Below are 13745 nucleotides of genomic sequence, written 5' to 3'. Positions count from 1 at the left end.
CCTAGTACTCGAGCCTGAAGACGACGGGTGAGCTGGCCTTCCCGGCCAGCTTCGCCACCAGCAGGTAGTCGCCGGGCCCGACCTTGGTGTGGGCCCCGCACCCCGGCTGCGAAGTGGACCCCGCCCACTTCGTGCCGTAGTTGAAGACCTCCTTGGGCTGCATCACGCGCGTCTCGTTGCCCGTGGCCGCGAGGCAGTGGTTGCTCGACCACAGCACCGTCGCTCCGTCGGCGGTCAACACGTTCAGCTCGCGGTGCTGGCGCCCGATGTCCTTGATGCACGGCACAGGTCCGGTGTTCAGCACGTCCATCGACAGTTCCGGCTGGTCACCGACCGTGTAGAACGGCTTGTTCGCCTTGGCCACAACCCCGATCACGTCGTCGGGGCAGGGCTGCGGCGGCCCGGGAGGCGGGGGCGGCGGGGCTTCCGGCGTCGGCGCGGGCGGCGGGGTCGTGGAGGAGGACGACGCGGCGGCCGGGCTCTCGGACATGCTCGGCGGCGGGTTCGAGGCGGACGCCGCGGCCGCGTTCGTGGGCTGGGCGGTCTCGGCGTCGGAGCCGAACATGCCGACGATCCAGATCACCAGCAGAAGTGTGACCAGGGCTGCCCCGATCGCGGCGAGGCGGCGGCGCCAGTACACCGTGGACGGCAGCGGACCTGTGGGCTCGATCACGAGCCCGAACGTAGCCCGACCAGGCCAGATCCAGCGGTAGGCGAGCATAGCTCGATCCGGTGAACGTGATATTGAGCGGAAACCCCTTGTGAACGTGCGCTAACTCCGGTTCCAATCGACGCGGGGTCCGCCGGTAGGCCATGGAGGTGTGTCACATGACCGCGATCGACGAACTGCTCAAGCGGAACTACGAGCTCGGGAACGTCGTTCCCGGAGATCGTTCTTCCGCCAAGCCGTCCCTGCAGGTGGCGATTCTGACCTGCATGGACTCGCGCATCCGGGTGTTCGAGATCTTCGGGTTGAAGCAGGGCGAGGCGCACGTGCTGCGCAACGCCGGTGGTGTCGTCACCGACGACGCCATCCGTTCGCTCGCGCTCAGCCAGCGCAAGCTCGGCACGCGCGAGGTGCTGCTCGTGCACCACACGAACTGCGGCCTGGAGATGGTGACCGAGGACGACTTCAAGGACGAGCTGGAGGCCGACACCGGTCTTCGCCCGACCTGGGCCGTCGAGGCGTTCAAGGTCGTCGAGCAGAGCGTGCGCGGGTCGATGGCGCGGCTGCGACGCAGCCCCTTCATCCCCTACACCGACAAGATCCGCGGGTTCGTCTACGACGTCCACACCGGCGAACTGCGCGAGGTGGACGCCGCAGCCACCGCCGCCGCCTGACCTTCTCCGCACGCGGGGACCTTTCGTACTGCATGAGAGTACGAAAGGTCCCCGCGTGCGTTTGCGACAATGGCGGGCGATGAATCACGAGTTGCTGCTGGGCTGGTGGGACACCGCGGCCCGCGATCTGCCGTGGCGCCGTCCCGACTGCACCGCCTGGGGTGTGCTGATCAGCGAGATCATGCTGCAGCAGACGCCGGTGTCCCGCGTCGAACCGATCTGGCACGAGTGGCTGGCGCGCTGGCCCGTGCCGTCCGCGATGGCCGCGTCCTCGCAGGGTGAGGTGCTGCGGATGTGGGGCAAGCTCGGCTACCCCCGCCGCGCGATGAGGCTGCACGAGGCCGCCACCGCCATCGCCCGCGACCACGGCGACGTGGTGCCGTCGGACATCGAGACGCTGGAGTCGTTGCCGGGCATCGGCAGTTACACGGCTCGTGCGGTGGCCACGTTCGCGTATGGGCAGAAGTGCGCTGTGGTCGATACGAACGTCCGGCGCGTGGTTGCGCGCGCGGTGCACGGCGCTGGTGACGCCGGGCCGCCGTCGACCAAGCGCGACCTGCGTGACGTCGAGGCGATCCTGCCCGAGTCGCAGGAGGACGCCGCGGTGTTCTCGGCGGCGTTGATGGAGCTCGGGGCGTTGATCTGCACGGCCAAGAACCAGAAGTGCGCCGACTGCCCGTTGTTCACCGAGTGCGCGTGGCAGCGCAACGGCCGGCCTGCCTACGCGGGGCCGGAGAAGAAGGTGCAGAAGTTCGCGGGCACCGACCGGCAGGTGCGCGGCAGACTGCTGGACGTCCTGCGGGGCGCGCCGGGCCCGGTGCCCAAGATCCAGCTCGACCTCGCCTGGAACGACGTCACGCAACGCGAGAAGTGCCTGGTCTCGCTGCTGGACGACGGCCTGGTCGAGCAGACGCGCGACGGCCTGTTCGCACTACCCGGGGAGCACTGAATGCACGCGCTGGTGGCGTTCTTCGACGGCGAGGCGGACAAGAAGGTCCGTGAGCTGCAGCAACGCGTCGGCGCGAAGCACAAGTACCCGCCGCACCTCACCTATGCCGTCGCGGGCACCATCGGCCAGAAGGTCCGCAAGGAGCTGCGCGAGGACCTCGAACGGCTGTGGATGCCCGACCTCTACCTGCACACCCTCAGCACGTTCTCGACCTCCGAGAACGTGCTGATGCTGGGCGCGGTGGTCGACACCGAATTGCTCGCGGTCCACTCCGCCATCCACGACGTGCTGGCGAGCAACGTGAAGAACCCGAGCGCCTACTACCTGCCGGGCAACTGGGTGCCGCACTGCACGCTCGTCCACGACATCGACGACGAGGCGATGAAGGCCGCGTTCGCCGCGATCTTCCCGGTCGAGCCGATCCGCGCGAAGGTCCGCGAGGTGTCGGTCGTCGACACTCAGACCGGCGAGATCGACGTGCTCAAGAAGGCCTCCACCGCGCCCCGGTAGACCCACGGCGCGCTGTCGTGCACGACGTGGCCGGCCTCCTCCACGTAGAGGTACTGGCCTCGGGATCGCCGGGCTGCTTCGGCCATCTGCCCTGGTAGCTGGCCGCCCTTGCCCGCCTCGATGACGAGCGACGGGCACTTCACCGCGTCGATGAAGTCCCAGTACGCCCGCGTGCCCCAGTGGCCTGCGATCTCGTAGAGGTCGTCCAGCTCGGCGATCAGGTGCCAGCCGTCCTCGCGTTCCTCGAAGTACTCGGCGAACAGCGGCGCGCCGAAGTACGACGTCACGTGACCGAGCGACTGGAAGGGCACCGGCCAGGCGTCGAAGAGCCACTTCCACTCGTCGATCGTCCTGCCCCTGTTGTCCGGGGCGAAGTCCTCGACCACAATCGCGCTGACCAGGTCCGGCCGGGTTGCCGCGAGACACCACGCGTGCAGCCCTCCCATGGAGTGCCCGATCACGACGGCGGGCCCGAGGTCCAGCTCCTCGATCGCCGCGGCGGCGTCGGCGACGAAGTCCTCGGTGCGGAACGGCCCCCGCCGCGGGTTTCGGCCGTGCCCGCGCTGGTCGATCCCGACGACGCGCCCGAACGGCCGCAGCCACTGCGCGACCGGCCACCAGGCGGTGGCCCTGCTCATCAGGCCGTGCAGGAGCAGAACCCCTTGACCCGTTCCGCCGAACTCCACGACCGACACAGGGATGATTAACGCATGAAGGCCCGCCCGTACCTGATCGCCCTGGTGTTGATCGTGCTCGTCGCAGGTCTGCTCGTCGTGTTCAGAACGCCGAGCAACGACCCGGCGAAGCAGCAGGAGACGTCACCGCAGGCAGCGGTGGAGGCCGGTGCGGGCGCGGGCGACGCGTACTACCCGACGGACGGCAACAGCGGCTACGACGTCACGCTCTACGACCTGGCGATCACCTACGACCCCGGCTCCAAGCGGCTCGACGGCGTCGCCTCCGTGACCGCGACGGCCTCCGCCGACCTGTCCCGGTTCAACCTCGACCTCGAGGGCCTGAAGGTCAGCGACGTGAAGGTCGGCGGCCAGCCGGCGAAGTTCACCCAGGAGGGCGACCACGAGCTGGTGATCACGCCGTCCGCGCCGCTCGCGAAGGGCAAGCCGTTCACCGCCATCGTCACCTACGGCGGCGTGCCCACCACGATCGACGACGCCTCGCTGGGCCGCAGCGGCTGGCAGATCTCGTCGACCGGCGGAGCGTTCGCCGCAGGTCAGCCCCACTCCGCGACGACGTGGTTCCCGGCCAACGACACCCCGCGCGACAAGGCGGCGCTGAAGGTCGCCGCCCGCGTCCCCGACGGCTGGACGGCGATCTCGAACGGCCTCGAGGGCCAGGTGACCCGCGACGGCGGCTGGACGACGTTCACCTGGTCGGAGGAGACGCCGCTCGCGACCTACCTGGCCACCGTCGCCATCGACAAGTTCGAGGTGGTGCGCTCCAAGCTGCCCAACGGCACGCCGGTCGTCGACGCGTACGCCCCCGGCACGTCCGCCGCCAAGAAGCCGATCCAGTCCCAGGGCCCGGAGGTCCTCGCGTACCTGGAGACGAAGTTCGGCCCGTACCCGCAGCGGGCGGCGGGCAGCATCTGGGTCGCCGACCAGATCGGGTTCTCGCTGGAGACCCAGACCAGGCCGATCTACGCCGCCTGGGCCGACCTGGAGACGGTCGTGCACGAGAACGCCCACCAGTGGTTCGGCGACTCGGTGTCGATCGAGAACTGGGCCGACATCTGCCTCAACGAGTGCCTCGCCTCCTACGCCCAGTGGCTGTGGCTGGAGAAGGAGGGCACCGACCTCGACCAGCGCTACCGCGACCAGATCGAGCAGCGGCGCGAACGGTCGGCGTTCTGGGCGCCGAAGCTCTACGACATGGGCAAGGGCAACGAGTTCCGCGGCGTCTACGACAAGGGCCTGCTGGGGATGCACGCGTTGCGCAAGCAGGTCGGCGACGAGGTGTTCTTCAAGGCGCTGCAGTCGTGGATGGCCGAGCACCGCGACGGGAACGCCTCGTGGCCGGAGTTCGAGGAGCACTTCAAGAAGGCCTCCGGACAGCCCCTGGACGGGTTCTTCAAGGCGTGGTTCCGCGAGTCGGGCATTCCCGACGATCAGTACCTCCTGCCTGTCGGTGTTCGTCGCTAGGCTGGTTGACATGGCAGTCGTGAAGATCAACGCGATCAAGGTTCCCGAGGGCAGTGGCCCCGAGCTGGAGAAGCGGTTCGCCGCCCGTCTGGGCGCGGTCGACAACCAGCCCGGCTTCCTCGGCTTCGAGCTCCTGCGCCCCGTCGCGGGCGAGGACCGCTACTTCGTCGTCACGCACTGGGAGACCGACGAGGCCTTCACCGCGTGGCGCGACGGCGAGGCCGGTGCGGCCGCTCACTCGGGTGAGCGCGCACGGCCCGTGTCGAGCGGTGCCGACCTGCTGGAGTTCGAGGTCGTGCTCGGGAGCAAGCCCAAGCAGTGATCGAGCAGTCCTACGATCGAGCCGCCGAGCTGATCACCGGCGCGGACGCCGTGCTCGTCTGCGCCGGTGCCGGCATGGGGGTGGACTCAGGCCTTCCCGACTTCCGCGGCACCGAGGGCTTCTGGCGGGCGTACCCGCCCTACGAGCGGCTCGGGCTGAAGTTCGAGGAGATCGCCGACCCGGTGCACTTCGCCGACGATCCCGCGCTGGCGTGGGGTTTCTACGGCCACCGGCTCGGCCTGTACCGCGCGACGGTGCCGCACGAGGGTTTCGCCGTGCTGCGGTCGTGGGGTGCGCGCGTCTTCACGTCCAATGTGGACGGTCAGTTCCAGAAGGCGGGCTTCGAGGACGTCGCGGAGGTCCACGGGTCGATCCACCACGCGCAGTGCGTGGAGCCGTGCACCGACGAGATCTGGGAGTGCACGTTCGACGTCACCGTCGACCCGTCGACGATGCGCGCGGTCGGTGCGCTGCCGTCGTGCCCGAACTGCGGCGGGCTGGCGCGGCCCAACATCCTGATGTTCGGCGACTGGGGCTGGGTGCCGCACCGCAGCCAGCAGCAACTGGATGCGCTGACCGAGTGGCGTCGTTCGCACCGCAGGCTCGCCGTGATCGAGATCGGAGCCGGCACCGCCGTGCCGACCGTGCGGCGTCAGGCCGAGCTGGCGAGCGCGGCCTCGGGTGCGTTGATCCGGATCAACACCCGCGAGCCCGACGTGCGGCACGGCCGCGGTGTGTCGCTTCCCGTGGGCGCCCTGGAGGCTCTCACAGCCTTGGCACGACGAACTGCGTGACGACGGCCCGGTGATCGCTGCCGGGCACGTCGAACACGTCCACGGTGTCCACCAGGACCTTCGAGTCCACCAGCACGTGGTCGATCGTGACGGGCAGCGGCCAGAACCCGCTGTTGGACGGCCAGGTGTGGATCAGGCCCTTGCCGACCTGGTCGGCGGCGTCGACGTAGCCCTTGTTCAGCAGCCGCGTGAGGCCGACGTGGTCGAGCGTGGCGTTGAAGTCGCCCGCGAGCACCCTGATCGCGCCGGTCGAGTCGGGCGCGGGCATCCCGGCGAGCTCACGCTGCCACGCCTCGGGTCCGTCGGTGACGACCGGCGGCAGCGGGTGCACCGAGACGACCTCGATGTCCTTGCCCGGCAGGTCCACGAGCGCCCCTGCCTGCCGCAACGTGGCCGGCGGCGTCAGGTTCCGCCGCGAGAGCGGGAACCTCGAGGCGAGCCCGCTGCCGGAACCGCCCGGCTCGTCCAGGAAGACCCGGTTGGGCAGCACCTGGTTCAGCCCGGCCCGGTCGAGATCGCTCACCATGTCGGGCGTCAGTTCCTGCATGGCGAGGATGTCGACACCGCGCCTCTTGACCTCCTGCACGATGAACTGGGCGTCCGCGATGCCGGTGAGCAGGTTCGCGGTCATCAGCCTGACCTGCTGGCCGACCCCGTTGGCCCGCGCGTCGGGGAACGCCCGCGGCGCCACGTTCGCGACCAGCACGATCCCCACCAGCGTCATCGTCAGCCCGATGACCCACCTCTTGCGGAACAGCGCCACCAACCCGATGAGCAGCCCCAGGACGGTGACGTACGGGGTCAGCGCCGTGGCGGCGATCATGTACCGCGACCCGTCGATGCCGAGCAGCCTGACCAGCGCCGCCGCGACGAACGCCATCGCGCACACGACCAGCAAGAACGTGGCGATACCGCTCCTGGCCGGCTTCACCTCGGTGATGGCCACGTCGTGCAGTGTGCCTGAGCGCGCGTCGGTCTCCGGTGTGGTGCCCACAGCTACAGGGACGGTCAGAGGTCCACTCCCGTTGCCTGCCGAAAATTGTCAGACCCCTCCGCCATGCTGAACCAGACCGACTCGGAGGGGAGCTCATGGGAGCGAAGGACTGGATGCTGTTCTACGCATCCGACGACGTCAGCAAGGTGCTGCGGTCGTCACCGAAGATCGACCGCGAGGCCACGGCTGCGTTCGTCGCGCGCCTGTACCCGTCCCACGACATTCGCCCGATCGAGGACGGCACCCTCGACTACGGCAACCCGCCGGAGGGAAAGGTCTACGCCGCCGTCTTCCCCGGTCTGTCGGTCATCTGCACCTGGGACGCCGCCGGCGACTCCTACACCGACCTGCCGGAGCACTTCGTCACCGAGGCCGCCGGCCGCACCCTCTACCTGCACGCGATGCACAGCGTCGTGGACTTCTTCTCCTACGCCATCTGGGAGCCGGACGGCACGCTGCGCCGCGCGTACAGCCTCTCGCCGGACTGCGGCGTGATCGCCGACGTCGGCACGCCCCTCCCGTTCGAGGAGCGCTACCGCGCCGGCGATCGAGAGTTCCTGGCGTCCCTCGACTCCGAGGACGAGTACCCGTTCCGCTTCCACCCGCTCGACCTGGCGGAGGCCGCCCTGCGCGAGCTGTTCGGCTTCAACTACGAGGGCGCGTACGAGGACGACGACCCGGAACTGGAGGAGGTCGTCCTGGCGGGTTATGCCGTGACGCCGCGCTGACTCAGGCCGTCGCTGCCGGATGCCTCGGCCGTGCCCCTGGCATCCGCTCCAGCAGTCCGACGATCGTGTCGGTCAGGTTCACGACGTGCCCCAGGTCGACGGGTCCGCTGAACACCGCGTAGACGAACCCCGCCTCGAACGTCAGCCGCATGTGCTGGCCGGCGAGGGGAAGCTTCGGCTGCTGGTTCGACAGCCACTTGAGGGCTTCGGGATCGAGCAGGCGTTCCGCGGCAACAGGGTCTGTGCTGTTCGCCCAGAACTCCTCGTCCATCGGCGGGAGCAGCATCACCGGTTGCCACTCACGCTGCTCACGTTCCGCCGTCACCGGGCTCTGCGCGACCCAGCCCTGAAACCGCTGTTCCTGCAGGAAAGCGGACGACTGAGGACGCCCGGACATGCCGAACCTCAACGGTCGCAGAAACTTCGTGGGAGGCAGTCGAACAGTCGCGACCTCGATCCTGTGCTCCTGCTCCCAACGCACACCGGTGCCATTCACGACAGCCTTGCGCACGGAGGCCTCGGTCACCCGGACGTGCCAAGGTCCGCGTGGGAAGTCCAAGGCCACGTCGAACTGAGGTGTGGACCTTTGGAAGAGCTTGTTCCAGACACCGTCGACCTCGCTCGACAGAGGACCGCACAGGTCGGCGGACCATGCGGTCGCTCCCTCCGGCCCGGTGACGGTGCCACCGAGGTCACGGGCCACGGGGGCCAGCGCGGCGATCTGTTCTTCGCGCGCTTTCTGGTGCTTGCGGATCTGCCACCAGCGCCGCACGACGAGAGCCAGAACGATAAAACCGATCCAGCCCAGGAACCAGGGCGTCAGGATCACTTCAGTGAGAATTGCTCGCAGGGCGTCCATTGTCAGATGTCCAGGTATCCCTCGATGCGCTGCTTCTGCTGAGCAGTGCCCTCGTAGTCGCCGCCGATGCCGTCGTGGTCGTTCGCCTTCTGCACGGCTGCGCCGTTCCGGATCGCCTTGTCCTTGAACAGCTGTGCTTTCGCTTCATCGACGAGCGCACCGCCCATGGACTTCGTGAAGCCGTGCTGGACCCGCTCTCCGATCATCCCGTCCTTGCTCCACAGCTTGACGCCCCAGGACTTGTCGCCACCTGCCTTCAGCCCGTCGGCGACCACGCTGCCGACCTGCTTGTTCGCCATGGACCTCTTGAACGCCGTACCAACGTTCTTGAACCTGCTGCCCAGGTTGCGCAGGAATTCCATGATCTTGCTCAGCAACTGCCGCAACCTCGCGACGATGCGGGACACCCTGCTTCCCGTGGTGGCGACCCGGACGCCGGTCGCGGCACCGGCCGCCGCCGTCGACGACCCGAAGCTCGGCACTGCCGCTGCGAGGGCGGGAATCCAGATCATGATCAGCCAGGTGATCAGTTCGGTCAGAATCGCCTTGATCACGTCCTCGACGATCGTCATGACCATGCTGGACAGCTGCAGCAGCTGTGCCATCTCCCCAGCCTGACCCGCGACGCCCTCGATACCGTTGCCGAACTCGCCGAGCTTCGTGCTGGCGACCTCGGCCGCGTCGCCACCCCAGGTCTTGACGGTGTTCTGCAGTTCCTCGTCGAACTTCGTGCGCAGTTCCGCGACCCCCTTGGCGATGGCACCGAAGTTCTCCGAAGCCTGCTGGAGCGCGGGACCGTCGCCGCTGACCATGTGGATCGCGTCTTCGAGCGGCTGCACCACACTGATCAGGAAGTTCAGCCCTTGCCCGACGAGAAACCCGATCGGGTCGGTCGCGAAGCTGCTCGCCGCCGAGCCGATCGAACCGAGAAACGCCACTCCCTCCGAGGTGAGTGACGTCCACTCCCCGCCGCCGTCCTCGTTCGCCTTCTTCAGCGCATCGGACGTCTTCAGGTAACCGCCGTAGAACGGGGCCGCCTCGGCCATCTTCTGGCCGGTCGTCTTCTCCCCGACGGTGATCTTGACACCCCCGGCGCTGGTCTCCTTCTCCGCCACGTCGCCTCTACCGTCGTCCGTCGATCTCGATCTGGATGCCGTTGAAGATCGCCTTCAGGGCGTCTTCCTGATCCTGGTAACCCTGCGCGGTGCCGCGGAACTTGCCGGCACCGGAGTCGAGTCCGTTCTCCAGGTCCTTGAAGAGGTCTTTCAGGTCGTTCAACGTCTCCGTGTACGTCTGCTTGACGAAGAGGCCCACCACGCCCCACGACTTGTCGCCGACATCCGCCTGACCGACGAGACCCGCGATTCCACTCGCGGTGCCCTTGAAGCCGTCGAGCTTGCCCGCGAACTCCCGGAGCTCTTCCGGGTTGACGTCGAAGCCGCTCATCGGTCGTCCTCGTCGTACAGGTTCAGGAAACGGTCGCCCTTGGTGGACCGAGGACCTGCCTGCGGTCGCTGCTCCTGCTGCCAGGACTCACCGCGAAGGACGTTGCGGTCGGAGAAGTCCTCCTCCTGCTGCTCAGGTTCGGGCCTGCGCGGCGGTGCCGGCGGCCGGCCCCGGTTCGTTTCCGGTGTCTGCGGGATCGGGCGGACCGGCGGTGGCGGCACAGGCTGGGCAGGCGGCGCCGGGAGGGGTGGCTGCTGGGCGGAAGAGGGTTGCGGCGCGGTCTCTTCGGCGGTCAGCGTGCGAAGTTCCTCTTTGGACATGCCGAACAACTGCGCCTGGGTCTCGAGGACCTGTTCGGTCAGGTGCATGTCATCGCCCATCGCACCTTCGACGATTCCCGCCTGACGACGCGCCGCCTCGGCGACGGCTTTCTGCAACGTCGACAACAGCTCTGCCGCCAGCGCGTGCGGCGGTCTGCGCATCGCCAGGTCGGTCAACCTGATGTCCTTGACAGTGCCCGACGGCCCCGCGACCACCGTCACAGCACGATCAGCGGACGTGGCAACAGCTTCCAGCTCGGTCAACTGCTGCTGCATCTCGCCGATGTTGGCGAACTGCTGGTCGACACGCTGCATCTGAGACTGGAACCGCTCGAACTGAGCGATGAGCTGATCGAACTCGACCGACACCGCAATCCTCCCCACAAGATCCACGTTCGCCACGCCCAAGATCGGAGTGGTCAGCCAATATTGGCAGCGGCCAGGACATCAGGCGGCGAAACAGGCAAATCCACTCGACGGGGTGAGTCACAAGACGACAACGGCCCCCAGGCCGGAGCCTGGGGGCCGTTCTCACCTACTGCCTAGATCACTCCGACTCGGTCGCCGGGGCGTCCTGCGGCTCGGCGGCAGCCGCCGGGGCCGCGAGGTCGACGGGCGGGGAGTCCGGCACGCGGTTGGGCTTGGCCTCGCCGCGGAACACGAACTGCGCCTTGTCGTGCTGGTCGGACTCGCCGTCCCAGCCCTCGACGTCGGTGATGATGATCTGGCCCGGCTGGAGTTCGCCGAACAGGATCTTCTCCGACAGGGTGTCCTCGATCTCGCGCTGGATCGTCCGGCGCAGCGGGCGGGCGCCCAGCACCGGGTCGAAGCCGCGCTTCGCGAGCAGCATCTTCGCGCGATCCGTGAGCTCGATCGCCATGTCCTTGTTCTTCAGCTGCTGCTCGACGCGGGCGATCATCAGGTCCACCATCCGGATGATCTCGTCCTGAGTCAGCTGGTGGAAGACGATGATGTCGTCGATGCGGTTGAGGAACTCGGGCCGGAAGTGCTTCTTCAGCTCGTCGTTGACCTTGTTCTTCATGCGCTCGTAGTTGGACGCGCCGTCCTGACCCGAGGTGAAGCCGAGGCCGACGGCCTTGCTGATGTCCGACGTGCCGAGGTTCGACGTGAAGATGATGACGGTGTTCTTGAAGTCCACCGTCCGGCCCTGACCGTCGGTCAGGCGGCCGTCCTCCAACACCTGGAGCAGCGTGTTGTAGACCTCCTGGTGGGCCTTCTCGATCTCGTCGAAGAGCACGACGGAGAACGGCTTGCGGCGCACCTTCTCGGTGAGCTGGCCGCCCTCTTCGTACCCGACGTAACCGGGAGGGGCACCGAAGAGCCGCGACGCGGTGTACCGGTCGTGGAACTCGCCCATGTCGATCTGGATGAGCGCGTCGTCGTCGCCGAACAGGAAGTTCGCCAGCGCCTTCGAGAGCTCGGTCTTACCGACACCGGACGGGCCGGCGAAGATGAACGAGCCGGAGGGGCGCTTCGGGTCCTTCAGGCCGGCGCGGGTGCGGCGGATCGCCTTCGACACGGCCTTGACCGCGTCGACCTGGCCGATGATCCGCTTGTGCAGCTCGTCCTCCATGCGGAGCAGACGCGTGGTCTCCTCCTCGGTGAGCTTGAACACCGGGATGCCGGTCCAGTTGGCGAGGACCTCGGCGATCTGCTCGTCGTCGACCTCCGCGACGACGTCCAGGTCACCGTCCTTCCACTGCTTCTCCCGCTCGGCCTTCTGGCCCAGGAGCGTCTTCTCCGCGTCACGGAGCTTCGCCGCGCGCTCGAAGTCCTGCGCGTCGATCGCGGACTCCTTGTCGCGACGGACGTCCGCGATCTTCTCGTCGAACTCGCGCAGGTCTGGCGGCGCGGTCATCCGGCGGATGCGCATGCGAGCGCCCGCCTCGTCGATGAGGTCGATCGCCTTGTCCGGCAGGAACCGGTCGTTGATGTACCGGTCCGCCAGCGTGGCGGCGGCGACCAGCGCGGAGTCGGTGATCGAGACGCGGTGGTGCGCCTCGTACCGGTCGCGCAGGCCCTTGAGGATCTCGATCGTGTGCTCGAGCGACGGCTCGCCCACCTGGATCGGCTGGAAGCGGCGCTCCAGCGCGGGGTCCTTCTCGACGTGCTTGCGGTACTCGTCGAGGGTGGTGGCACCGATCGTCTGCAGCTCGCCACGAGCCAGCATCGGCTTGAGGATCGACGCGGCGTCGATCGCGCCCTCGGCGGCACCCGCACCGACGAGCGTGTGGATCTCGTCGATGAACAGGATGATGTCGCCGCGCGTGCGGATCTCCTTGAGGACCTTCTTCAGGCGCTCTTCGAAGTCACCGCGGTAGCGCGAGCCCGCGACCAGCGAGCCGAGGTCGAGCGTGTAGAGCTGCTTGTCCTTGAGCGTCTCGGGCACCTCGCCCTTGACGACCATCTGCGCCAGCCCCTCGACGACGGCGGTCTTGCCGACGCCGGGCTCGCCGATGAGGACGGGGTTGTTCTTGGTGCGGCGGGACAGCACCTGCATGACCCGCTCGATCTCCTTGGCGCGCCCGATCACCGGGTCGAGCTTGCCTTCACGGGCAGAGGCCGTGAGGTTGCGCCCGAACTGGTCGAGGACCAAGGAGGAGGACGGCGTGCCCTCGCCGCGACCGGTCGACTCGGTGGAACCCTTCTCCGTCGAGTAGCCGGACAGCAGCTGCAGCACCTGCTGCCGCACCCTGTTGAGGTCGGCCCCGAGCTTCACGAGGACCTGGGCTGCGACGCCCTCGCCCTCGCGGATCAGGCCGAGCAGGATGTGCTCGGTGCCGATGTAGTTGTGGCCGAGCTGAAGCGCCTCGCGCAGCGAGAGCTCCAGGACCTTCTTCGCACGGGGGGTGAAGGGGATGTGTCCACTCGGAGCCTGCTGGCCCTGGCCGATGATCTCTTCGACCTGCTGGCGGACGCCCTCCAGCGCAATCCCCAACGACTCGAGCGCCTTGGCGGCGACACCTTCACCCTCGTGGATCAGACCCAGGAGGATGTGCTCGGTGCCGATGTAGTTGTGGTTGAGCATCCGTGCCTCTTCTTGGGCAAGGACAACCACCCGCCTCGCGCGGTCGGTGAACCTTTCGAACATTCGCACTCCCTGACTGCTGCGTCGGCGGTCCTCGGCTCCCCCGATCTACCCTGGTGAGCGCGGCACCGTGGCTCCACTGTAGTGGGCGGTTCCGAGGCCTGTGGTTCCCATCAGCGGCCAGCCGCGTCCGGAGAACATTGACATCGGCATCAACGCAGGTCGGGACCAACGGATTCCACAGATCGGGCGATGTCCGCTGAACGCGAACAAC

15 protein-coding genes are annotated in these 13745 nt (G+C 67.9%); 7 read left to right on the top strand and 8 right to left on the bottom strand.

All coding sequences use genetic code 11. From position 1 onward, the window contains the following. Nucleotide 1 precedes the first annotated feature (1 nt). Complete coding sequence (locus ACSHWB_RS15970; RefSeq protein ID WP_439662805.1) at nucleotides 2–673, bottom strand: hypothetical protein; 672 nt, start codon at nucleotides 671–673, stop codon at nucleotides 2–4. A gap of 155 nt (nucleotides 674–828) precedes the next feature. On the opposite strand from ACSHWB_RS15970, the gene ACSHWB_RS15965 reads away from it, so the two are divergent. From ACSHWB_RS15965 to ACSHWB_RS15955, 3 genes are all read left to right on the top strand, one after another. Then, nucleotides 829–1341, top strand: coding sequence for a beta-class carbonic anhydrase (locus ACSHWB_RS15965; RefSeq protein ID WP_439662804.1), 513 nt, complete (start codon nucleotides 829–831; stop codon nucleotides 1339–1341). Nucleotides 1342–1420: 79 nt separating this feature from the next. Further along, nucleotides 1421–2290, top strand: a complete 870-nt coding sequence (locus ACSHWB_RS15960; RefSeq protein ID WP_439662803.1) for an A/G-specific adenine glycosylase — start codon at nucleotides 1421–1423, stop codon at nucleotides 2288–2290. After that, nucleotides 2291–2800 (top strand): 2'-5' RNA ligase family protein, encoded by a 510-nt coding sequence (locus ACSHWB_RS15955; RefSeq protein ID WP_439662802.1) that lies wholly within the window; start codon nucleotides 2291–2293, stop codon nucleotides 2798–2800. Here the strand turns inward: ACSHWB_RS15955 and ACSHWB_RS15950 are convergent. Beyond that, nucleotides 2749–3495: an alpha/beta fold hydrolase gene (locus ACSHWB_RS15950; RefSeq protein ID WP_439662801.1), complete on the bottom strand. Its 747-nt coding sequence runs from the start codon at nucleotides 3493–3495 to the stop codon at nucleotides 2749–2751. The genes ACSHWB_RS15955 and ACSHWB_RS15950 overlap by 52 nt on opposite strands. Before the next feature lie 15 nt (nucleotides 3496–3510). Between ACSHWB_RS15950 and ACSHWB_RS15945 the strand changes: the two genes are divergently transcribed. Genes ACSHWB_RS15945 through ACSHWB_RS15935 form a run of 3 tightly spaced genes read left to right on the top strand, consistent with a single transcriptional unit; the run spans nucleotide 3511 to nucleotide 6075 of the window. Next, nucleotides 3511–4959 (top strand): M1 family metallopeptidase, encoded by a 1449-nt coding sequence (locus tag ACSHWB_RS15945; RefSeq protein WP_439662800.1) that lies wholly within the window; start codon nucleotides 3511–3513, stop codon nucleotides 4957–4959. 10 nt (nucleotides 4960–4969) lie between these two features. Continuing rightward, nucleotides 4970–5281: an antibiotic biosynthesis monooxygenase family protein gene (locus ACSHWB_RS15940; RefSeq protein WP_402912542.1), complete on the top strand. Its 312-nt coding sequence runs from the start codon at nucleotides 4970–4972 to the stop codon at nucleotides 5279–5281. Beyond that, entirely contained in the window at nucleotides 5281–6075 is a 795-nt protein-coding gene (locus ACSHWB_RS15935) for an SIR2 family NAD-dependent protein deacylase (protein WP_439664608.1), read from the top strand. Before ACSHWB_RS15940 ends, ACSHWB_RS15935 begins: the two co-directional genes overlap by 1 nt. Here ACSHWB_RS15935 and ACSHWB_RS15930 read toward each other — a convergent pair. Then, nucleotides 6047–7021, bottom strand: coding sequence for an endonuclease/exonuclease/phosphatase family protein (locus tag ACSHWB_RS15930; RefSeq protein ID WP_439662799.1), 975 nt, complete (start codon nucleotides 7019–7021; stop codon nucleotides 6047–6049). The two genes, ACSHWB_RS15935 and ACSHWB_RS15930, sit on opposite strands and share 29 nt — an antisense overlap. Before the next feature lie 143 nt (nucleotides 7022–7164). Between ACSHWB_RS15930 and ACSHWB_RS15925 the strand changes: the two genes are divergently transcribed. Next, nucleotides 7165–7797: a DUF6928 family protein gene (locus tag ACSHWB_RS15925; RefSeq protein ID WP_439662798.1), complete on the top strand. Its 633-nt coding sequence runs from the start codon at nucleotides 7165–7167 to the stop codon at nucleotides 7795–7797. Between the two features lies 1 nt (nucleotide 7798). Here the strand turns inward: ACSHWB_RS15925 and ACSHWB_RS15920 are convergent, their stop codons facing one another. The 5 genes from ACSHWB_RS15920 to ACSHWB_RS15900 form a co-directional block, all read right to left on the bottom strand. Continuing rightward, nucleotides 7799–8626 carry a hypothetical protein gene (locus tag ACSHWB_RS15920; protein ID WP_439662797.1) on the bottom strand — a complete coding sequence of 276 codons (828 nt, stop codon included), beginning with the start codon at nucleotides 8624–8626 and terminating at the stop codon, nucleotides 7799–7801. Between the two features lie 32 nt (nucleotides 8627–8658). Then, entirely contained in the window at nucleotides 8659–9771 is a 1113-nt protein-coding gene (locus ACSHWB_RS15915; protein WP_439662796.1) for a WXG100 family type VII secretion target, read from the bottom strand. Nucleotides 9772–9778: 7 nt separating this feature from the next. Further along, complete coding sequence (locus ACSHWB_RS15910; protein WP_439662795.1) at nucleotides 9779–10102, bottom strand: WXG100 family type VII secretion target; 324 nt, start codon at nucleotides 10100–10102, stop codon at nucleotides 9779–9781. Beyond that, nucleotides 10099–10824 (bottom strand): YbaB/EbfC family nucleoid-associated protein, encoded by a 726-nt coding sequence (locus tag ACSHWB_RS15905; RefSeq protein ID WP_439662794.1) that lies wholly within the window; start codon nucleotides 10822–10824, stop codon nucleotides 10099–10101. Before ACSHWB_RS15905 ends, ACSHWB_RS15910 begins: the two co-directional genes overlap by 4 nt. A 145-nt stretch (nucleotides 10825–10969) precedes the next feature. Next, on the bottom strand, nucleotides 10970–13534 hold the full coding sequence (locus ACSHWB_RS15900; RefSeq protein ID WP_439662793.1) for an ATP-dependent Clp protease ATP-binding subunit: 2565 nt from the start codon (nucleotides 13532–13534) through the stop codon (nucleotides 10970–10972). Between the last annotated feature and the right edge of the window lie 211 nt (nucleotides 13535–13745).

Source organism: Lentzea sp. HUAS TT2 (assembly GCF_051853195.1).
Lineage (GTDB): Bacteria > Actinomycetota > Actinomycetes > Mycobacteriales > Pseudonocardiaceae > Lentzea.
This window is presented reverse-complemented; position numbering and strand designations above follow the sequence as displayed.